Source organism: Malaciobacter halophilus (genome assembly GCF_002837275.1).
In the GTDB taxonomy this organism is placed as follows: Bacteria; Campylobacterota; Campylobacteria; order Campylobacterales; family Arcobacteraceae; genus Malaciobacter; species Malaciobacter halophilus.
Map to the genome: position 1 here is coordinate 20,039 of NZ_NXIF01000039.1, position 19,973 is coordinate 40,011.

Genomic DNA, 19,973 nt, shown 5'->3' on the forward strand with positions numbered 1-19,973 from the left:
CCTTTAAAAGATACTATATTAAATAATATCGCATTCTTATTTTGAAGTACTTAAAAAATATATAAACTACTTAGTGTTTTTTATATACTTTAGTAAATACTTATTATCAATCTGTTCTACAACTAAGTCAAATAAAGTATTTTCTTTGTCTTTACTTATTGATATTATTTTTAAATTAGAACTATTTTTTATTTTCATAAGTTTAGCATTATTATCTAATTTTTCTACAATTAAATACTCTTTAATTGTGTCATCGTGTTTTTTAAAGAACTCATTAATATCTTTAATATTTACAAGTTTAATATACTTATCTTTATTTAATTCTACACCTAATTTAAAAAATAATAGGGGATTTGTATTTAAAATAAAGACTGTAATACAATTTTTCTCATTTTTTTCTTCTTCAATTTTTGGCTCAATATAGACACTTTCTTGTTTATCTGTTTTTACTTTTGAAACATGACCTAAATCCGATTTTTTTACACTAAAAGTAAAACTACTCCCAAAATTTTCTTTACTATTTACAACTATTTCACCACCTTGCAAAGATACTAACTCTTTTGAAATTGCTAAACCTAATCCAGCTCCATTATATTTTCTAGTAGTAGTACCATCTAATTGTTTAAAACTAGTAAAAATCTCTTCTTGATTTTTCTTTGAAATACCAATTCCAGTATCTTTAACCTCAACAAAAATATAATTCTTATTTTCATAAAAGTTAAACTCTATTTTTCCTTGAGAAGTAAACTTTACTGCATTACTTAAAAGATTTCGACAAACTTGTTTAAAACGCTGTACATCAACCACATAAAGCTCTTCACTTAAATTATAATTTGAATTAAACATCAAACCTTTTTTTCTAATACTAGAATCATAAATAGATACCAAAGTATTAAATACCTCTTTTAAATTTGCTTCTTGTAAATTTAGTTTTATATCTTTTGATTCAATTTTTGTTAAATCTAATATATCATCAATTAATATTTTTAATTCATTTGCTGATTTATTTATAATTTTAATATTTTTTAAATTTTCTTCATTTAAACTATTATCTTTATTTTTTAACATTACAGAACTTATTAAAGTTATTGGATTTAATGGAGTTTTCAATTCATGACTAATATTTGCTAAAAAGAAGTTTTTATACTTATCTGCTTGAATCAACTCTTTTTTTTGTTTATTTAACTTTACATTCAATTTTGTCATTTCTTCAAAATCTTCATTGATTCGTAAAGCCATGTAGTTAAAACTATCAGTTAATTCAGCTAACTCAGTTTTATTATTTTCATCTAATACATCATCTACAAATACTTTATTTCTACCATCTAAATGCTTAGTTGCATCTATTAAGTTATTTAGGGGTTTTACAATAAGTTTCTTAATAAAATATATTAAAAAAATAAATAGAAAAATAAACTTTAAAAAAGTAATTATTGCAATTAAAAAAATACTTTTTTCTATCATTGTATAAGCTGTATCTTTGTCATAATATAAAAATACTGTTCCTACTTTTTTACTATTTTTATTAAAAATATCAAAACTATAGGTTTTTAAAACTTCCTTTGATGAAGTAGTAGTTTTTTCATCAAAACTTTTACTTATACTTTTTTCTAAAACTCTTCCTTTACTAACAAATATCTCTCCAGAAGTTAGTTTAATAACTACTGCACTTACATGATTTGAGCTTAATATTTTATCTACTGTTAAAGATGCATTTTTTCTATCAAAATTCCAGACACTTCGCCCTAAACTCTCTTGATATGAACTTTTTGTTATTTCAAACTCTTTTTGTAAGCTTTTATTTGCCAAATTAATTTGCATATAAATTTCATATGTAGTAAAAATTGAAACAACTAAAATATATATAAAAAATAGTTTTTTAAATAGTAAAAAACCTAAAGAGTTAGAGAAATTAAACATGTTATTCCTTATTTTTTATCTCTTTTTTTTGTTTCAACTAAATTTATAACTTTTTGAACCAAACTAATATTTACTTCGCTTCTTTTTATATTTATATCTGCTTGTTCGAACTTTTCATCACTGATTGCTACTAAAACTAAATCATTATCTTTTGCAGTTTTTTGTAAAGATTTTATATCTTCACCTTGTGAATTTAAAACATCAAAAATAACTGCCTCAAAAGTTCTATTTTCCATAACTTTTCTTGCATTATCCACAGATTTAGTATGCTCTATATGCACTCCTTTTTTCTTAAATGCTACTAAGATAGGAAAAACTGTTGCATGATCAGCATTTATTATTAAAAGCTCTGTTAAACTTTTTGTTTCATCATTCATCTTATCTGAATCTTCTGTATCAAAAAATACTATTTCATCAGTTTTAATACTTTTTGTACCAGCTGAAATATCAACTTTATCATCTGATACATTTTTTATAACTACTTTTTTAGGTAAAACAACTTGAAAATCACTTCCTATACCAACTTCACTACTAACTTTTATATCTCCTCCTAAAAGTTGTGATAGTTCTTTTGAAATTGCAAGTCCAAGTCCTGTTCCTCCGTATTTTCTTGTAGTACTTCCATCTGCTTGTTTAAACCTATCAAAAATATTTTTTAATTTATCTTTACTAATACCTATTCCTTCATCAAGAACAGAAATAAATATATACTCATCATTTTCATCAATTTTTATCTCTACACTTCCTTCTTCTGTAAACTTTATAGCATTACTTAAAAGATTTTTAACAATCTGTTTTGCCCTTGATTCATCTGTTAAAATCTCCGTGTTTTTAATATTAAATGATTTTATAAACTCTAAGTTTTTATCTTTTGCTAAAGGATACATCGAGTCATATAAAGAGTCTATCAACTCTTGAATATCTACTTTTTTCAGATTTAAAGCCACTTCTCCTGCTTCAATTTTTGAAATATCCAAAATATCATTTATCAAAACTAAAAGGTCATTTCCACAAGTATTTATAATATTCATATTTTTTACTTGCTCTTCGTCTAATTTACCTTTTTTGTTCTTTTTCATTACAGAAGAGATTACAATAATAGAATTTAATGGTGTTTTTAACTCATGACTCATATTTGCTAAAAAGTCATTTTTGTATTTATTTGCTTCAATTAGCTCTTTTCTTTGTCTTTCAAGTTCAATTGCAAGTGCTTTTAATTTTTCATTTCTTTTTTTCATGATTTTTACATTTAAACATGAGTCGATACTTATATTTAATTTATGTGCTAAACCTTGAAACATTGAACCTAAAAAACTCATATTCATATTTTTTTTACTGTAAATAAAAAACATAATTCCTCTATCTAAAGGAAGAATTAAAACCCTTTGAGTTCTATCGTGTTTATTATCTAAGATATTAAAACTATCATATACATCTTTATACTCTTCAATTTCAAAGTCTTCTTTTATTTTTCCTATGCTAATTACTTTATTTAAACTCTTTTTACCCTCATCATATAAATAAAATGTTCCATATAAAGCAAAAGTTTCATTAATAAAAGTTTTTAATACCTCTTTTAACATCTCTTTTAAATCTAAACTATTCCCTATTGCACTGTGACATTTGTATGTAAGTGCTAACTGTTCAACTAGCATAATGCACCTACGACACAAGTTTTATTAAATAGTTTTAAACTTACATCACCTTCATTTACAATCTCTCCTAAAGATAAAACTCCAATCATTGGTCTATTGTTACTTGCTTGTTTAATTACTTCTAACTCTTCTTCAAAATCATCTTTTAAAAACTCTTTTCTAGTAATACATTCAAAAATCATAATTGAACTTTGTTCATTTTTACAACCTTGAACTGCTTTTAGTGTAGCCTCTTTTGAAGCTTTTAGGAGTTTATCTTTTTCACCTTTTAAGATTGTAATTACTGAGTTTTGAGAAATTGTATTTGAAAGCTCTAATGAATTATTTGAAATACCTAAAATCTCTTTTACTAAAACTTCATTGTCAAACTTTACTAAACCTATTGGATAAGATTTTATATAATCATTTACATCTTGGATTGTTTCTTTTATATCTTCTTGTATTACACTTTTATACAACTGTATTGCATCACTGTAATCAATTTGTATGATTTTATTATCTTCAGTCATTGTTGCAACTAGCTGGTCTTTTAAAATTGACCAACCATGTTCTATTCCTACTTTTATTTTATGTTTTTTTGATACAACTAAGGATGCATCTTTATAAATCCCTTCTGAAGAGAAAATAACCTCTTTTCTAGCATAAGGAGTAACTCCTGCACCTGCTCCTAAAACATCTATTTCAGGAGGTAATAGTTCAAATAAAGAGTCTAAATACTCATCTACATGTTTACTTAAACCATCTGTAAATATAATTATTGATTTACTATTTTCAAAATCTTTTTGAGTAAATGTTATATTTGAAATATCTTTTTGGATTAATACATTATCTTCATCATCTAATTTACAAGCTAAAAGTCCATCTTTATAACTTTGTTTATCAAAAATAATTTCTGGAAAGATAGCTCCATAAGCTTTTATTTTAGAGTTTCTTAATAAAGAGATATAAAACTTACACTCTTGAGCTACTAATAGTAAATATCTATTATTATCATCTTTACAATCTCTTACAAAAGCATCTAAACTCTTATAGTATTTAACATTGATACTCATTGTAAACTCCTTACACTTTATACAGTAATAACTAATTTATATTATTATTTTACATAGTAATAGTATTATAATAGTATCAAAAAGTAGCTCTATTTTAACAGCTAAATAATAATTTTTTAGAAAAAAACTATTTATTGATACAAAATAAAGCACTTTTAGCAATTGATACAATAAGCTTTTTAACCATATTTTTTTGCTAATATTATAAGCAATTTAACAAAGAGGAAATGTATGCAATATTTTGGTGTATTTCAGACTAAATATGAAGAGGTGTTTTTAACTGAAAGCTACTTATATATTAGTCATGATGAAGAGGATAGACTAACAATAAAAGAGTTAAAAGATAAAATCAAAACAAATAAACTTAGAAAAAAGAATATCATTGGTACGATATTTTTATATAATCCAATAGTTACTCCTTTAGGGTTTGATTCAAATAGTTTTTTATTAGAACAAGATTTTAAGCAGTATGATGAGATGGTTGAAATAAAAATAGAAACTTACATGACAATATTTAAAAATGCTATGGCTACTTGTGAAGAGTGCAAAGGAAAACTAATTCAAGTAAGAAATCTATTTAATCTAAATGAAAAAAATATTGATGCTTCAAAGCTTCTAATGAAATTTAATTCAGATTTAGAAAAATATAATTCATCTCAAAATACAGAGTTTGATAGAGATATAATGTATCTTGATGCACAAAATCTAATTCCAAGTGGAAAGTTTGTATTTTTTTCATGGGGAGAAAAAATCAATGCAAAAGAGTTTGTTTATATAGATGATTATGCAAGATTGATTTATGAAAACTGTAAGCAACTAGGTAAAAAAATAGCTTTTGTTTACAAAGAAGAGAAGTCTTTAGAAGGTGCTGAACAACTACTTCAATTTGCCACACCAATGCAAAATATAAAAACAAAAAACTCAATTTCACAAGCAATAAATGAGAGTTTTAAAGAGTTTCCACCAAAAATCACATCTTATAAGTAGTTTTAAAAGTAGATGACTTTTACAAAAGAACAACTTGATATTATAAACTCAAAAGAGCACTCTTTTAAAATTAATGCTGTTGCAGGAAGTGGCAAAACAACTACACTTCTGCAATATGCTAAAAATTTTAAAGAGTTAAAAATCTTATACCTTGCATATAATAAATCCTTACAAACAAGTTTAGAACAAAAGCTTCATAAAATGCAACTTTTTAATATGGATGTTAAAACTATACACTCTTTAGCTTTTAATAAAATGCAAGCTTGGAAGTATAAGTTAAGCTATGATTTAAAAGTAGATACAATTTATAAATGTATAAAAGAGTTTGAAAAAGAGAAAATCACTTATGAACCAACACCTAACTATTTGGCACTTATAAAAGATATTGTAAATTTTTATTGTAATAGTTCTCTTATACAAATAGATGAACAGCTTTTACAAAGTTATAAAAAATACTCAAACTTAGATGCTAAAGTTCTAAAACTTTTAAAAACAAAAGTAAGCAATATATTAAATCATACAAGATATATCTTAACAAGTATGAAAACACATAAGATTGAAGCAACACATGATTTTTATTTAAAGTTTTTTTATCTAAATAAAAAACTATCTTCAAATTTGGGATATGATTTAATCTTAGTAGATGAAGCACAAGATATTTCAGATGTGATGATTTCTATTGTAGAAGCACAAAACTGCAAAAGAGTCTATGTAGGAGATAGCTTTCAACAAATATACTCATTTAGATTTGCAATAAATGCTTTAGATAAACTAAAACTACCGACATTTACTTTAAGCAAAAGTTTTAGATTTTCAAATGAACTAGCAAAAAGAGTTGAGAAAGATTTAAATAGACTTTATACAAAAGTGCAAACTAAACCATTGTCAATTTTTGGACTAGAAGATAAGATTTCAAAAGTAGGGAAAAAAGTTGTAGATGAAAATAAGCCTTTTTGTATCATAAGTAGAACTGGATTTGCTTTAGCAAAAGAGGTTATAAAATATATGAACAAAAATAAAGATTATAAAATATACTTTGAAGGTGGATATAATTCATACTCTTTTATGAATCAAACTGTTTATTCAATATACTATTTAAAACAAAAAAAGTATGAAAAAGTATCAATTGAAGAGTTAAAAGATTTTAGTAGTATAGAAGAACTAGAAGAGTATGCAAAAGATACAAAAAATCAAGACTATTTAAATGTAATTAGATTTATAAATACCTATAATGATTCAATATTTGAGATAAATAAAAATATCAAAAGCAATCTTACTCAAGATAAATCAAAAGCTGATATAATTTTTACAACTGCTCATAAATCAAAGGGTATGCAATATAAACAAGTTATTATGTGTGAGGATGATTTTATAAACAAAAAAGATATTTTAAATCCTAAAAATAGTTTATCAAACTTTAGAATAAGTGAAGAATTAAATATCTATTATGTTGCAGCAACAAGAGCAATTGATGCTTTAAATCTTGCAGATTTAGATTTAGATTATAGTTATGATGAACAAACAGCTTATGATAAACAAAAATATAAAGTAAAACAAGCAAAGAAAAAAGTGCCAATGAAAAAACTTAAAGAACTTCAAAATGAGTGGCTAAAATCAAATAAAATTAAACATTTTTAAAATTTATTATTTTTTTTATAACTTTTAAAAAATTTCAGCTTGATTTAATCTAGTACCTATTATAATTCCACCCGCTTAACAAAAAAGCGACACAAAACTTAACAATCGGTGAGGTTGGAGAGTGGTCAAATCCAGGAGACTGTAAATCTCCCGCCTATGGCTTCGAAGGTTCAAATCCTTCTCTCACCACCACTATTTAAGTTAGGTGGCTCGGTAGCTCAGTCGGTAGAGCAAAGGACTGAAAATCCTTGTGTCGGCAGTTCGATTCTGCCCCGCGCCACCATTTTTTATGCCTACAAAAAAGTGCGAGTGTGGCGGAATAGGTAGACGCGTGGGACTTAAAATCCCATTCCGGTTTCGGAGTGTGAGTTCGATTCTCACCATTCGCACCACTTTTTTAATCATCTTGAAACATAACTTGAAAAACCCCATGGAATAGAAATACACAACAAACTTAATACAACAGCATTTGAAATAACTAGGATTTTATTTTTCTTATAGTTACATTTCTCTTTTTTTATTTTACTATTAAAAAAAGACAATAATAGTATTGCAAAAACTATTGTTAATGGATGTTCAACTGCAAAAAATCTTATTTCACTTAGTTTTATCATCTCAAAAGGGTTTGTATAAAACTGTCTTACAATATCTGAAAATAGATATAATCCAAAGCCTAAACTTAACTGTATATGAGCAAAAAATGTAGTTATATAAGTGATTTGTTTATTATAAATATTATATTTTTTATAAAAAATAGTATTATATAAACAAAAACAAAATCCTAAGATTATAAATAGAAGCAAAAACCATCTAATATAAGAGTGAAGAGTTAAAACTGTATAATACAAATTTATTCCTTTTTAACTAAAATTTTAACTTTTTTATAAACAAACAAAAAGGAAAAAGATAAGCCTAAGGTAATCAAATTGCGAAATAATTCAAATTTAACAGTTGAAAAATTTATTGATGTTTTAAAACTACTTGAAAAAAGAATTGATACAAATGCTTTTTTTACTAAAAATACAAAAATAGAAGCTAATACAATCTTTACACTAATTAAACAAATATCACAAAAAGAGAAAAGTGATAAAATCTATTTTGATATATCAAATATGGTTATTCCAAGTAGTATTGGTATTTTGGGTTATTTAATATCCCATTCAAATAATTTAAATGAAGCATTAGAAAAACTTAGTGTTTATTATAAAATATTAGGAGATAGTTTAGAAATTAGATATAAAAACAGGAGTTTAACTATTTATATAGATGAAAACATTAGTTATTTTGAACAGAAATTAAAACTACATACAATTGCAATCATTACTCTTTTAAAAAATATTTTATACAAAGACATAGAGTTTGAATACTGCAATTTTAATTTTAAATCACCTATTTGCACAAAAGAGTATGAAAAACAGTTTGGTAAAAACCTCAATTTTAAAAAAGAGCATACTAATATTGTTTTTACAAAACAGTGTTTACAATATAAAACAAAATTTAATGATGAAACACTTTTAATGCTTTTTGAACAAGAAGCAAAAAAGATGTTAGATTTAGTAAGTAGCAATAATTTTAAAGAAGAAGTTAGTAAAGAGGTAATTAAACTTATTTCCTTAGATGAACTTAATTTACAAAATCTTTCAAAAAGATTAAATATTCATGAAAGAACATTACAAAAAAGATTAAAAGAAGAGAAAAGTTCTTATACAAAAATAGTAAAAGAAGTACGTATTAAATTAGTAAAATACTATTTAAGTAAGAACTTTACTGCAAATGAACTGAGTACACTTTTAGGCTTTAGCACTACAAACTCATTTTTAAAAGCTTTTAAATCATGGTTTAATAAAAGTTTTGAAGAGTTTAAAAATAAATCTTTAAAGTTTTAAAACACCTTTAACTCTGTTTATACTATCTTTTTTTGATAAACTAAGTCTTACAATAGAGTTTTTGTTTGCTTTTAAATCATGTGGAACATTTGCTTCTAAAGAGACTATGTCACCTCTTGTTAAAGTATGAATTTGTCCATTTACACCAAAAAGAATCTCACCTTCAAAAATCTCAACTGTAATTGGATATGAAGTTTTATGCTCTTTCATAACTTGGTCTTGCTTAAATACTATTCTTATCTCTTTTGAAAACTCACTTTCAAACATAACTGTAATAGCAACTTTATCTTTATACTCTAATTTTTCTAAGATATTATACTTGTTCATATTTGCTCCTTTTTTTTATTTATAACATTATTTTTGATATTAGTTATTGATTGCAATCAAGGTTTAATTTTCAAAGAGTATAATTTTGTCAATATATTTTTAGGAGATTTATAATGGCTAAAATAGGTATTTTAGTTGCTAGTGCAGTAAATAATGTAAAACTAGCAAAAAGATTAGAAGAATTAACTATTGAAGCTGGTCATGAAGCTGAATTAATAAACTTAGTAGATTTAAACTTACCTTTATACTCAACTGTAGAAGAAGAAAAAAATGGTCTTCCTTCTCAAGCTTTAGAACTAGCAAATAAAATTTTAGATTTAAATTCATTTATTATTGTAGCACCAGAATACAATGGTGTAATGCCTCCTGTTTTAAACAATGCAATGGCATGGACATCAAGAAGTACAAAAGACTGGAGAGATGCTTTCAATGAAAAAGTAGTAGCACTTGCAACACACAGTGGTGGAGGTGGAGCTAAAGGACTTCAAGCTATGAGAATAATGTTTCAACATTTAGGAGCAAATATTTTAGCAAGAGAGATTTTAACTTCATATGATAGACCACTAAACGAAGAGACTGCAAAAAATATTATTAAACAATTAGCAAAATTATCTTAATATAAGGGGATAAATTCCCTTATATTGGATAAATTATGAATATACTAACTACAAACAGACTATATTTAAGAACTTTAAAACAAAATGATATAGAAGATATTTATAAAAAAATATTTTCTCAAAAAGAGGTTGTAGAACACACTTTTGGAAAAGAGTTACTCAATTTTGAACAAGCAAAAGAGTTTATAAAAAATAATTGTAATTTTAATAATCAACTAGGCCTTAGTGCAATTATACAGACAAAAACTCAAAAGCTTATTGGCTTAGGTGGTGTTTTAAAGTGCAACTACTTACAAGAAGAAGATTATGAGTTTGGCTTTATTCTTTGCAAAGAGTCTTGGGGCAAGGGTTACGCTACTGAAATTGGTCAAGCACAAATTGAATTTATTAAAGATATTATAAAAGCACCAAGAGTTCTTGCCTTAGCTTCACCACAAAATCAAGCTTCAATTCATACAATTAAAAAATTAGGATTAACATATTTAAAAGATATAAAAACAAAAGATGGAAGAGGAGTAAGAGAAGTTTATATAAATAACTTTTGTACCACATAATATTGTTACAATTTTTATAATTGATTAAAATATAGCTGATATACTTAAGTAATTTACTTAAAAATTACATCAAATATGATATATTTTATCCATCTAAAAAAGGAATAATATTTTGAGAGCAAAAATAATATTTTTACAACTTCTACTATTTAGTCTATTTTTCACAGGCTGTGACCTATTAGGACCATCTGAAGAAGAGATAAGATTAAAAGAAAAAGAGCTAAATCAAACAAGACAAATGAAACAAAAAGAGATTGAGACTCAACTTGCAATAAAAGAGAAAGAAATAGCTTTAAAAGAGAAAGAATTAAACCAAAATCAGCAACTAAAGCAAAAAGAAGTTGAAATTAAATTAGAAGAGAAAAAAGCTGAACTAAATAGTAAAAAAGATATTGAAATTGAAAAAATTAAATCAGAAATTGCAAAAGAAAAAATAAGAATAGAAAAAGAGAAAATAAAAGCTGCCAATAGAGAAAAAAGACTTCAGTATGAACTTGAAGCATTGCAAAAAGAGCAAGATAAACAAATTAAGACTTATGCTATAATTTTATTAGCAGGAGTACTTTTACTATTAAGTCTTCTATTTTTTGTGTACTTAAATAATAGAAGAAAAGACAAACTAAAAGCATATGAAGATAATATGGAAAAATACTTTAGAGCAAAAGAGAATGAAGCTAAACTTCAAATTGCAAATAAAATCTTAGATACTATCTCCAAAGGGGATTTAAAGCCAGAAACAGAATCAAAATTAATTGCTTCTTTAAATGGAAGTTCACAAACAAAAAAACAGCCACAAAATCAAATAACAAAAGATTCAAATGGTAAAGTAATGGATTTAGAAGTTTTAGATGAAGAGATAAAACAAGAACAGTTAGATAAAAAATAGAATAGAATAATCTATTCTATTCTAAAATGTACCTTCCATTTCTATCTTGTAAAGGTCTATTATTCTTTTTCATAATTGTTCTAAAATCTTCAAGTTGATTTTTAGAAGCTTTTACTGGATTTTTAAATACTATCCATTTTACACCCTCTGTACAAGGTGGAGTAGTTAAAGAACCATCAAATGTATAATACTCTTTATCTTCTGGTAATATATCATAACCATAAACATCTGCTCTTACACTATTTGACTCACCTTTTTCTTCAGGAACATTTCTTAAAAGCTTGTTTAATACTATATTTGTATCTTCTGCTTCTTCAAACATCACTGCAATTACAGCAAAATCTCCATCTTTATTTTTATGAACTAAATGTGCTTCCATTTCATAAGAAATCCCATCTATTCTATTTTCACTTGGAGTGTGAAAATGCATCTGTACTAAAGAGTAATCTTTTCCTTGAAAATCTATAATATTACCCCTTGCAAAGCTAACTTTTAATGTATGTCCATTATTTGAAAAAGTTGTAGCTCTTGCATCATCATAAAAAGTAATATACTCTAAAGATGCTTCAGTTTTTTGTCCAGCTATATCAATGGGTGATTGATTTTTACCTTTTTCACACATCTCATACTCTTTATCTAGTTTTGCCCAATATTCAGGTGCTAAATCACCTTTATATCCCCATTGTGCATTATGTTTTTTTTGCTCACCTTCACTTAGCATTATTGCAATAGCCGCAACAATTAAAATGTAAATCATTGTTTTTTGCATACTAAAAAGCCCTCTTCTTTTATTGATTTAATATCATTATATAATATTAAATTGATAATTTGCTTCTAATAAAAAGTTATGATTTTGGTTTGTAAATTAGTGTAACTATCTTACATACTATTTTATTATTTTAAGTTTTTATATAAAACAAACCTTAAAAGGTCTATTTTATATTTTTTATGTAGCTATTTTGAAGGTGGAACAAAGTTTTCGTCTAAGTAATCGTACTGTAAGCATCTTTCGCATTTAGTAATATCTTCATACTCAATTTCTGATAAACTTAAATCACTAAATATATCTTTTATAATAGCAATTGCTTCTTCATTAGCTGAATATACTATTGCTTTTGAGCCTATATTACCACTTACGATATTTTTTGTTTTTGAAACAACTTTTTTTATATTATTTTCCCAATAATCAATAAGTTTTTGATTATCTTCAAGTTCATCATACTTTTCATCCCACTCTAAACACAAATCAGGAAGTAATCCACATGTACGCCTATCATCAAAGTCTATTGTTATTCCTCTTAATTTCATAGCCCTCTCCTTTTATGGATTTATACATAAATTATAACACAGAAACTAAGTTTCAAACTAACTTTTATACATAGTTTTTTTAGTTAAGTTTCATATTTACCAGTTTTTGAATAATCTGCTGTGTTTCATTTTCATCAAAAAATATATTCATTGCTAACTCTTTATTAACCTTTAATAAAAACTGTTTTTTATTTTTTATTAACTGCTCTTCATCATCTTTATATTTATAAAGTATTCTAGTCATTTGATTCTCATACTCTTTTATAATATCTTCTTTTTTTGAAACCTCATCATTTATGATTTTTCTTTTTAAAACCGTTTTTCTTAATATTATGTAAATAGCCAAAAGAATTAAAGATATTAAAACTAAATCAAGTACTTGCATAAAAAATCCTTTATATTTATAAAATCTTAACACGATTTATATATTTTTTTTATAAACTTTATATTTTTATTCTACATTAAAAAATTATTATTAAGTTATTTTAGATATACTTCGCAAAAATAATCAAAAGAAGTAAAGTGAAAAAAATTCTATTAATAACAATCTTAACATTTTTAACACTAAGTGCAAATAACAAAATAGACTCATTTAGCACTGCAAAAAGGTATATGAAAAAAGTATATAAAAGTCATCAAATTACTTTTTATGCAAAATGTAAATATAACTATAAAGACAAAAATAATATGATAAATAGAAACTCTTGTGGTTATAAACCAAGAAATGAATATACAAAAAGTGGAAAAATAAATAAAAGAGCAAGAAGAATTGAATGGGAGCATGTAATTCCTGCTGAGAACTTTGGAAGAGGATTTAAGTGTTGGTCTTTAGGAGATGAGCAATGTATCAAAAAAAACAACAAAAGCTACAAAGGAAGAAGATGTTGTAGTAAAGTAAATCAAAAATTTAAACTTATGCAAGCAGATATGCATAACTTAGTACCTGCAATAGGAGAGTTAAATGCCATAGGTCAAACTTTAAATATATGCAAATTCCAGGAGAAAAAAGATATTATGGAAAAAATATTGATTTTGAAGTTGATTTTAAAAGAAGATGGGTAGAGCCAGCAGATGATATAAAAGGAGATATTGCAAGAACATACTTCTACTTTGAAAAAACATACGGTATGAAAATATCTAAACAACAAAAAAGATTATTAACAATATGGGATAAAAATGATCCTGTTGACAATTGGGAAAGAGAGAAAAATAACTTAATTTATAAATATCAAGGAAATAAAAACCCTTTTATAAAGTAACTTTAATTAGTTTTAATAAATAAAACTAAGCTTAAAATTTATCCTATATTTTACTAAATTCAACACTATATATACATACTATTATATTATAATCTTTAATGCTAGACAATTAAAAAAGGAGTATTATGTCTTTTAGTACTGCAGATATATGTGATGATTTTAAGGATAAACACAAAATTCAAGTATTATCACCAAAATTTAAAAATTATGGAAAAAAAACTCTATTTGAAGGTGAAGTAATCACTGTCAAACTAGATAAAAGTAATTGGCTACTACTTTCTATGTTAAGAGATGAAAGAGGAGATGGAAAAGTAGTTGTTGTAGATGTAAATCAAGAGTTTTACGGTATAGTTGGAGATAGATTAATGGCATTTGCTAAAAAAAACAACTATGAAGCTATTATTATTAATGGCTACGTAAGAGATACAAACGAAACAAAAAATATTGATGTTGGACTACTTGCAATAGGTACTTGTCCACAAAGAAACTTCGATAAAACTGAAGGTTCAAGAGATATTGAACTTAATTTTGAAGGGGTAAATATAAAAAGTGGTGATTATATTTATGCTGATTGTGATGGAGTAATTATCACTAAAAATAAACTTGTATAAAAGACTCTTATTTTAAAGAGTCTTTTAATTGTTCAAACTTTTCAGTTTTGTTATTATAGTATGAGATTGAACCATCTTCAATCTTATAATACCATCCATGAATTTGTAAACTTTTATCTTCTACTTTTCTTTTTATTTCTGGGTATGTTAATAGATTTTTCAATTGATACACAATTGAGCTTTTTTCTGTTTTTTTATATATCTCTTCAGCAGGTAAATCTAAATAGTTATTTAATACATAATTTTTTGCTTTTTTACCTAATTGTAACCATTTTTTTACATGAATTAATCCAATCTCTTCATCATCAATCTCTTTATATAAAGCTCTACAAGCTCCACAATGAGAATGACCACAAACAATTATATGTTTTACATTTAATACACTAACAGCAAACTCAATTGCAGCAGAACTTCCATGAAACTCATTATCTGCTTCAAAAGGAGGAACAAAATTACCCACATTTCTTAAAATAAACATATCACCAGGGTTTGAATCCATTATTAAATCAGGAACAACTCTACTATCACTACAACCAATAAATAAAACTTCAGGACTTTGTCCTTTTTCAACTAAAGAGTTAAAATCATCTTTATAATCATTAAACCTTGAACTTTTAAACGTTAAATTACCTTGTACTAACTGCTCATATCCCATAATCAACTCCTTAATGTTTTACTTTTAGATTTTTTTGTTTTATTTTTGCTATAAATGATATAATTTTAGCAACTTTTTCCTCTTCTTCTTTTATATGTTGTTCTCCACTTAAAGTAAAAGTTTCTAATTTTTCATCTAAATAGTTTGTATTAAACTTTCCTTCTTTAAAATCATTATCTCTTACAATCTCTCTATGTAATGAGATATTTGTTGGAAAACCTTCAATATAAAACTCATCTAAAGCTCTTTTTGCTTTTTTAACTGCTCCTTGCCAATCTAAAGACCAAACAATTAGTTTGCCTACCATTGAGTCATAGTTTGCAAGAACTTTGTATCCTGAATAAATAGAAGTATCAAGTCTAACCCCTGGTCCTCCTGGTGTTAAGTATTTAGTTATTGTACCAACAGAAGGAATAAAGTTTTTTTGAGGATTTTCTGCATTTATTCTAAATTCAATAGCATAACCTCTAAACTTAACGTCTTCTTGAAGCATTTGTAACTTATCACCTTCTGCTATTTGAATCATTCTTTGTATTATATCAACTCCTGAGATTATCTCTGTTACTGGATGTTCAACTTGAACTCTTGTATTCATCTCAATAAAGTAAATATTATCTTGACTATCTAATAAAAACTCAACTGTTCCTACACTTTCATAGCCAAGTTTAAACATAGCCTTTGTAGCTATTCTATAAAGCTCTTTTCTAGCTTCATTTGTAAGTCTTGGAGATGGTGCTATTTCAATAACTTTTTGATGCCTTCTTTGAATAGAACAATCCCTTTCACCTAAATGAAGTACATTTCCATATTTATCTGCAATAATTTGAACTTCTATATGTCTTGGATTTTCTACAAACTTCTCAATAAAAACTTCTCCTCTTCCAAAAAACTTTATTGCTTCACTTGTAGCACTTTCAAACATTTGTTTAAAATCTTTTTTATTTCTAACAATTCTCATTCCTCTTCCCCCACCACCAAAGGCAGCTTTTATTATCACAGGGAAACCTATATTTTGTGCAATATTTTCTGCTTCTTTCACATCATTAATTGGTTCATCAGTTCCTTCTAAAACAGGAACTCCAACTTCTTTCATGGCTATTTTTGATGCCATTTTATCACCAAAAAGTGCAATATGTTCTGGTTTTGGCCCAATAAAAATTATTCCATTATCCTCACATGCTTGTGCAAACTGTGCATTTTCACTTAAAAATCCATACCCTGGATGAATTGCATCACAATTAGCTTTTTTTGCTAAAGATATGATTACCTCATAATCTAAATATGCTTTCATCGCATCACCCATAATTGGATAGCATTCATCTGCTTTTCTTACCCATACACCCTCTACATCTACTTCAGAAAATATAGCTACACTTGTAATATCTAACTCTTTACAAGCTCTAATTATTCTTAGTGCTATTTCTCCTCTATTTGCTATTAAAACTTTTGATATTTTTTCCACGATTTTTCCTATAAAAAATTTATTTTTATTTTAAAGTTATAAAAAATTTTTTTCTTCCTCTTTTTTGCTAGTTTTATTGTCTATTTTTGCTAATTATAATGTTTATATGTGCTTAGAATATATTTTATTTTTGCTAAAATATATTTATGAAAAAAGATACTTTAAAAAAAAGAGTAAAAATAGCAAACAATATAATGTATTATATTTATACACATATTGATACGCATATTGATATTGAAGAGCTAAGTTATGATTTACAAATAAGTAAATTTCATATGCATAGAGTTTTTAAAGAAGCCTTTGGTAAAAACATATATGAAAGTATAAAATCAATAAGACTTCAAAAAGCTGCAAATCTTCTTCTTACTAATAAATACTCAACAATCTCAAATATTGCAAATTTGTGTGGATATAGTTCTCAATCATCTTTTATAAAAGCTTTTAAACAAAGATTTGAAATGTCTCCTAAACAATGGAGAAACTATGGATATAAAGAGTACTCAAATAGAATATTACAGCAATCAAAAAGTGCCTTAAAATCAAATGCTGACTTTAAAGAATTAACTTTTGAAATTGTAAAAATGCCAATTATGGAGAGTTTTTATATTAGAAATAAAGGGTATAACAAGAATGTAAAAGAGACATGGCAAAAATTACAAACTCTTATTTTAAATAACAATTTAAAAAACTATAAACAAATTGCTCTACTTCATGATAATCCAACAATCACTCCTTTAAATGAATGCCAATATATTGCTTGCATAGTTCCTGAAAACAGAAGTGATGTAAATAGCGATAGATTACCAAAATTTAATATCTCAGATGGTGTTTATGCAAAATTTAATCTTGAAGGTGAACATGGAGATATGTTAAAATTTATTCACTGGGTTTATCATGAGTGGCTTGTAAATAGTGAATATGAAACTACTACAAAACCATCTTATGCAATATATAATAAAAACAACTTTTTAAGTAAAGATAATAGATTTAATATTAGTTTTTATGTATCTATCAAATTTTAAAATAGAACCTAAGTTCTATTTTAAACTATCTTTTATATGAGTTATAAGACTTTGTTCATCAACTAAGCCAACATACTTTTCTAAAAACTTTCCATCTTTTCCATATAAAAATGATTCTGGAACTCTTTTTACATCATCAAAGTTTTTTGCCATTCTAAAATTCTCTTGTTCATTAATAGTAACAGGAAATTTCATATTATATTGTCTAAGAAATTCAGCTAAAGCTTTCATATCTTTATTTTTTTCATATAAAACACCTATTATTATAAAGTCATCTTTATATTTTTCATATACTCTATTAAACATAGGAATCTCTTCTTTACAAGGAGGACACCAAGTAGCCCAAAAATTAATTAATACAACTTTATTTTCTAAATCTTTTGATGTTAAAGTATCGTTTTCAACAGTTAATTTGATTGTTTCACCTGTTGCTGTTTCTAAACTATATGTCTTATTACCCTGTTTTTTTAACTCTTTAAAGCTCTTTGAGTCTTTAATAACAACTGCTTGTGCCTCATCTTCTTCTTGGCAACCTGTGAAAATTAAAGCCAATACAATCATAAAAAATAGATAGATTTTTTTCATCTTTTTCCCTTATTCAAATATTTCTTTTTCTACTAAATCAAAAAAAGCTTTATAGCTTAAAGTCTCTAACTCTTTACCATTTACAAAAAAGCTTGGTGTTCCTCTTACATTTAAAGTAGTTGCATCCTCGTAATCTTGCTTTAATATTTGACTAATATCAATAGCTAAAAAATCTTTTTTTAGTTTTTCCATATCAAGTCCTGCTTGAGGTAAATATTGCCAAACTAACTCTGGCTGAGGATCAGCTTGATTTGACCACTTTTCTTGATATTTAAATATTACGTCTAAAGTTTGTTTATATTTATCTTGTGCTCTTGAAGCTTCTAGTATCTTAATAATATACTCTGAGTTATCATGACTTGCTAAATATCTTACAACTAATTTTACATCTTTGTAATACTGTTTTAAAATATCATTAACAACTGGATGAAATAGCTTGCAAGAGATACACTCAGGGTCCATAAACTCTACAATTACAACATTTGATTTATTTTCACCAAATGTTACAGAATTTTCCCTTACAAATGGTGCTTTATTCATATTTTTAAAACTTTTTAAACTATTTTCTTGATTTGTTTTATAAAAATATGATGCTGTAAAAAAAGCAACTACAACTATTACAATAGAAAAGAGTACTAATTTTTTATTTTTCATCTTTACATAAACCTTTTTTGCCTAAGTATAACAAAATTAAGATTGTACTATAAGCAAATAGAGATAAAAGAGGTATTGTAATAAAACCAAACCAATTAATATACTCTGTACTACAAGGTACACCTTGAACACAAGGAACTACACTTTCTGGAATTATTCCAAACATCAATAGATTGTGATAAAAAGCTATTATCCAACCTACTATAACTAAACCAATTGAGTATTTAAATAGTTTATCATCTGGATATAGAAGTGCCACTAAAAATATAATTACTAAAGGATACATAAATATTCTTTGATACCAACACATTGAGCAAGGAATAAACTGCATAACTTCACTAAAAAAAAGACTTCCTAAAGTTGCTATTAAAGCCACTAGGAAACACAAGAAAACAATCGTAGAACTGATTTTACTATTCACTTTAATATCCTAATTTTTTGTAAGATTTTAACTAAACTTCCGTGTAGTTTATGTGTATTATATCTAAAAAATTATTTTTATAAATTATATAAAAAATAAACAGCTGTTATGTTTATATACTATTTATTCTTTGTTATAATATTTTTACATCTAAAAAGGAAAAATATGTTTTTAAACAAAAGAATTGAAGTCTATTTCCAACCTATAATTTCCATAAAAGATAAAAAAATTTTTGCTGTTGAAGCTTTGGTTAGAGGTTTTGATAAAAACAACTCTGTTATAACTCCTAATATTTTATTTAGCGAAGCAAAAGAAAAAAATATTGTTGATAAATTAGACAATTATATTAGGACTAAGGCAATTGAAAAATTTAAAATCTATTATGAGCAAAACAATAATTTATTACTTTTTCTAAATTTTGAATCTTCAGTAATAGAAAAATCAAAAAATCAAGACTTTAACCTTCAGTTTTTA

At 25.6% G+C, this 19,973-nt stretch carries 22 protein-coding genes, 3 tRNA genes and 1 pseudogene; 13 read left to right on the forward strand and 13 right to left on the reverse strand.

The annotated features are described in order from the left end of the window. Window positions 1-66: 66 nt before the first annotated feature. Genes CP960_RS10380 through CP960_RS10390 form a run of 3 tightly spaced genes read right to left on the reverse strand, consistent with a single transcriptional unit; the run spans window position 67 to window position 4,627 of the window. Window positions 67-1,920, reverse strand: a complete 1,854-nt coding sequence (locus CP960_RS10380) for a sensor histidine kinase (RefSeq protein WP_101185378.1) — start codon at window positions 1,918-1,920, stop codon at window positions 67-69. 8 nt (window positions 1,921-1,928) lie between these two features. Then, a complete protein-coding gene (locus CP960_RS10385; RefSeq protein WP_101185379.1) occupies window positions 1,929-3,575 on the reverse strand; it encodes a sensor histidine kinase in 1,647 nt (548 codons plus the stop codon). Continuing rightward, window positions 3,569-4,627, reverse strand: a complete 1,059-nt coding sequence (locus CP960_RS10390) for an FIST C-terminal domain-containing protein (protein WP_101185380.1) — start codon at window positions 4,625-4,627, stop codon at window positions 3,569-3,571. The genes CP960_RS10385 and CP960_RS10390 overlap by 7 nt, the downstream gene beginning before the upstream one ends. 231 nt (window positions 4,628-4,858) lie before the next feature. On the opposite strand from CP960_RS10390, the gene CP960_RS10395 reads away from it, so the two are divergent. From CP960_RS10395 to CP960_RS10415, 5 genes are all read left to right on the forward strand, one after another. Beyond that, window positions 4,859-5,614 (forward strand): hypothetical protein, encoded by a 756-nt coding sequence (locus tag CP960_RS10395; RefSeq protein ID WP_101185381.1) that lies wholly within the window; start codon window positions 4,859-4,861, stop codon window positions 5,612-5,614. Window positions 5,615-5,626: 12 nt separating this feature from the next. Continuing rightward, window positions 5,627-7,252, forward strand: a complete 1,626-nt coding sequence (locus CP960_RS10400; RefSeq protein ID WP_101185382.1) for a UvrD-helicase domain-containing protein — start codon at window positions 5,627-5,629, stop codon at window positions 7,250-7,252. 107 nt (window positions 7,253-7,359) lie between these two features. After that, window positions 7,360-7,444 (forward strand) — tRNA-Tyr (locus CP960_RS10405). Window positions 7,445-7,459: 15 nt separating this feature from the next. Continuing rightward, window positions 7,460-7,535 (forward strand) — tRNA-Phe (locus CP960_RS10410). A 22-nt stretch (window positions 7,536-7,557) separates the two neighbouring features. Next, window positions 7,558-7,644, forward strand: a tRNA-Leu gene (locus CP960_RS10415). A 9-nt stretch (window positions 7,645-7,653) separates the two neighbouring features. Here the strand turns inward: CP960_RS10415 and CP960_RS10420 are convergent. After that, window positions 7,654-8,100 carry a hypothetical protein gene (locus tag CP960_RS10420; protein ID WP_101185383.1) on the reverse strand — a complete coding sequence of 149 codons (447 nt, stop codon included), beginning with the start codon at window positions 8,098-8,100 and terminating at the stop codon, window positions 7,654-7,656. A 78-nt stretch (window positions 8,101-8,178) separates the two neighbouring features. Between CP960_RS10420 and CP960_RS10425 the strand changes: the two genes are divergently transcribed. Further along, window positions 8,179-9,138 (forward strand): AraC family transcriptional regulator, encoded by a 960-nt coding sequence (locus CP960_RS10425; protein WP_101185384.1) that lies wholly within the window; start codon window positions 8,179-8,181, stop codon window positions 9,136-9,138. On the opposite strand, the gene CP960_RS10430 is transcribed toward CP960_RS10425, so the two are convergent. Further along, window positions 9,127-9,465, reverse strand: coding sequence for a cupin domain-containing protein (locus tag CP960_RS10430; RefSeq protein WP_101185385.1), 339 nt, complete (start codon window positions 9,463-9,465; stop codon window positions 9,127-9,129). The two genes, CP960_RS10425 and CP960_RS10430, sit on opposite strands and share 12 nt — an antisense overlap. Before the next feature lie 113 nt (window positions 9,466-9,578). On the opposite strand from CP960_RS10430, the gene CP960_RS10435 reads away from it, so the two are divergent. The 3 genes from CP960_RS10435 to CP960_RS10445 all read left to right on the forward strand — a co-directional run bounded on the left by CP960_RS10435 (window position 9,579) and on the right by CP960_RS10445 (window position 11,522). Continuing rightward, window positions 9,579-10,082 (forward strand): NADPH-dependent FMN reductase, encoded by a 504-nt coding sequence (locus CP960_RS10435; RefSeq protein ID WP_101185386.1) that lies wholly within the window; start codon window positions 9,579-9,581, stop codon window positions 10,080-10,082. A 35-nt stretch (window positions 10,083-10,117) separates the two neighbouring features. Further along, on the forward strand, window positions 10,118-10,636 hold the full coding sequence (locus tag CP960_RS10440) for a GNAT family N-acetyltransferase (RefSeq protein ID WP_101185387.1): 519 nt from the start codon (window positions 10,118-10,120) through the stop codon (window positions 10,634-10,636). A gap of 112 nt (window positions 10,637-10,748) precedes the next feature. Then, window positions 10,749-11,522, forward strand: coding sequence for a hypothetical protein (locus tag CP960_RS10445; RefSeq protein ID WP_101185388.1), 774 nt, complete (start codon window positions 10,749-10,751; stop codon window positions 11,520-11,522). A 16-nt stretch (window positions 11,523-11,538) separates the two neighbouring features. Here CP960_RS10445 and CP960_RS10450 read toward each other — a convergent pair whose 3' ends face one another. The 3 genes from CP960_RS10450 to CP960_RS10460 form a co-directional block, all read right to left on the reverse strand. Continuing rightward, window positions 11,539-12,291 carry a carbonic anhydrase gene (locus CP960_RS10450; protein ID WP_101185390.1) on the reverse strand — a complete coding sequence of 251 codons (753 nt, stop codon included), beginning with the start codon at window positions 12,289-12,291 and terminating at the stop codon, window positions 11,539-11,541. Window positions 12,292-12,476: 185 nt separating this feature from the next. Beyond that, a complete protein-coding gene (locus CP960_RS10455) occupies window positions 12,477-12,830 on the reverse strand; it encodes a hypothetical protein (RefSeq protein ID WP_101185392.1) in 354 nt (117 codons plus the stop codon). A gap of 79 nt (window positions 12,831-12,909) precedes the next feature. Next, entirely contained in the window at window positions 12,910-13,215 is a 306-nt protein-coding gene (locus tag CP960_RS10460) for a hypothetical protein (RefSeq protein ID WP_101185393.1), read from the reverse strand. 227 nt (window positions 13,216-13,442) lie between these two features. Here CP960_RS10460 and CP960_RS10465 point away from each other — a divergent pair. Both CP960_RS10465 and rraA read left to right on the forward strand, forming a co-directional pair. Continuing rightward, window positions 13,443-14,089 (forward strand): annotated as a pseudogene (locus CP960_RS10465) (endonuclease). 125 nt (window positions 14,090-14,214) lie between these two features. Next, a complete protein-coding gene (gene rraA / locus CP960_RS10470) occupies window positions 14,215-14,700 on the forward strand; it encodes a ribonuclease E activity regulator RraA (RefSeq protein ID WP_101185395.1) in 486 nt (161 codons plus the stop codon). 7 nt (window positions 14,701-14,707) lie between these two features. Here the strand turns inward: rraA and CP960_RS10475 are convergent, their stop codons facing one another. Together CP960_RS10475 and CP960_RS10480 are read right to left on the reverse strand one after the other, a co-directional pair. Further along, window positions 14,708-15,355: a carbonic anhydrase gene (locus CP960_RS10475; protein WP_101185397.1), complete on the reverse strand. Its 648-nt coding sequence runs from the start codon at window positions 15,353-15,355 to the stop codon at window positions 14,708-14,710. Window positions 15,356-15,365: 10 nt separating this feature from the next. Continuing rightward, window positions 15,366-16,817 carry an acetyl-CoA carboxylase biotin carboxylase subunit gene (locus CP960_RS10480; RefSeq protein WP_101185398.1) on the reverse strand — a complete coding sequence of 484 codons (1,452 nt, stop codon included), beginning with the start codon at window positions 16,815-16,817 and terminating at the stop codon, window positions 15,366-15,368. Between the two features lie 146 nt (window positions 16,818-16,963). On the opposite strand from CP960_RS10480, the gene CP960_RS10485 reads away from it, so the two are divergent. Then, the gene (locus CP960_RS10485) at window positions 16,964-17,839 is read left to right on the forward strand and encodes an AraC family transcriptional regulator (protein ID WP_101185400.1); all 876 of its coding nucleotides are present in this window, start codon (window positions 16,964-16,966) and stop codon (window positions 17,837-17,839) included. Window positions 17,840-17,854: 15 nt separating this feature from the next. Here the strand turns inward: CP960_RS10485 and CP960_RS10490 are convergent, their stop codons facing one another. From CP960_RS10490 to CP960_RS10500, 3 genes are read right to left on the reverse strand one after another with little or no spacing between them, the layout of a single operon-like run. Then, the gene (locus CP960_RS10490) at window positions 17,855-18,424 is read right to left on the reverse strand and encodes a TlpA family protein disulfide reductase (RefSeq protein WP_101185402.1); all 570 of its coding nucleotides are present in this window, start codon (window positions 18,422-18,424) and stop codon (window positions 17,855-17,857) included. A 9-nt stretch (window positions 18,425-18,433) separates the two neighbouring features. Next, window positions 18,434-19,078, reverse strand: a complete 645-nt coding sequence (locus CP960_RS10495; RefSeq protein WP_101185404.1) for a DsbA family protein — start codon at window positions 19,076-19,078, stop codon at window positions 18,434-18,436. After that, window positions 19,068-19,499, reverse strand: a complete 432-nt coding sequence (locus tag CP960_RS10500; RefSeq protein ID WP_228152061.1) for a disulfide oxidoreductase — start codon at window positions 19,497-19,499, stop codon at window positions 19,068-19,070. The genes CP960_RS10495 and CP960_RS10500 overlap by 11 nt, the downstream gene beginning before the upstream one ends. A 165-nt stretch (window positions 19,500-19,664) precedes the next feature. Here CP960_RS10500 and CP960_RS10505 point away from each other — a divergent pair. Beyond that, window positions 19,665-19,973: EAL domain-containing protein (locus CP960_RS10505; protein ID WP_119184490.1), on the forward strand; the 309-nt coding region annotated here is incomplete at its 3' end.

Excerpts from the sequence above, each read along its gene's own strand:
- CP960_RS10380 (WP_101185378.1), bottom strand. The coding sequence starts at position 1,920 with ATGTTTAATTTCTCTAACTCTTTAGGTTTTTTACTATTTAAAAAACTA.
- CP960_RS10385 (WP_101185379.1), bottom strand. The coding sequence starts at position 3,575 with ATGCTAGTTGAACAGTTAGCACTTACATACAAATGTCACAGTGCAATA.
- CP960_RS10390 (WP_101185380.1), bottom strand. The coding sequence starts at position 4,627 with ATGAGTATCAATGTTAAATACTATAAGAGTTTAGATGCTTTTGTAAGA.
- CP960_RS10395 (WP_101185381.1), top strand. The coding sequence starts at position 4,859 with ATGCAATATTTTGGTGTATTTCAGACTAAATATGAAGAGGTGTTTTTA.
- CP960_RS10400 (WP_101185382.1), top strand. The coding sequence starts at position 5,627 with ATGACTTTTACAAAAGAACAACTTGATATTATAAACTCAAAAGAGCAC.
- CP960_RS10430 (WP_101185385.1), bottom strand. The coding sequence starts at position 9,465 with ATGAACAAGTATAATATCTTAGAAAAATTAGAGTATAAAGATAAAGTT.
- CP960_RS10435 (WP_101185386.1), top strand. The coding sequence starts at position 9,579 with ATGGCTAAAATAGGTATTTTAGTTGCTAGTGCAGTAAATAATGTAAAA.
- CP960_RS10440 (WP_101185387.1), top strand. The coding sequence starts at position 10,118 with ATGAATATACTAACTACAAACAGACTATATTTAAGAACTTTAAAACAA.
- CP960_RS10450 (WP_101185390.1), bottom strand. The coding sequence starts at position 12,291 with ATGCAAAAAACAATGATTTACATTTTAATTGTTGCGGCTATTGCAATA.
- CP960_RS10455 (WP_101185392.1), bottom strand. The coding sequence starts at position 12,830 with ATGAAATTAAGAGGAATAACAATAGACTTTGATGATAGGCGTACATGT.
- CP960_RS10460 (WP_101185393.1), bottom strand. The coding sequence starts at position 13,215 with ATGCAAGTACTTGATTTAGTTTTAATATCTTTAATTCTTTTGGCTATT.
- rraA (WP_101185395.1), top strand. The coding sequence starts at position 14,215 with ATGTCTTTTAGTACTGCAGATATATGTGATGATTTTAAGGATAAACAC.
- CP960_RS10475 (WP_101185397.1), bottom strand. The coding sequence starts at position 15,355 with ATGGGATATGAGCAGTTAGTACAAGGTAATTTAACGTTTAAAAGTTCA.
- CP960_RS10485 (WP_101185400.1), top strand. The coding sequence starts at position 16,964 with ATGAAAAAAGATACTTTAAAAAAAAGAGTAAAAATAGCAAACAATATA.
- CP960_RS10490 (WP_101185402.1), bottom strand. The coding sequence starts at position 18,424 with ATGAAAAAAATCTATCTATTTTTTATGATTGTATTGGCTTTAATTTTC.
- CP960_RS10495 (WP_101185404.1), bottom strand. The coding sequence starts at position 19,078 with ATGAAAAATAAAAAATTAGTACTCTTTTCTATTGTAATAGTTGTAGTT.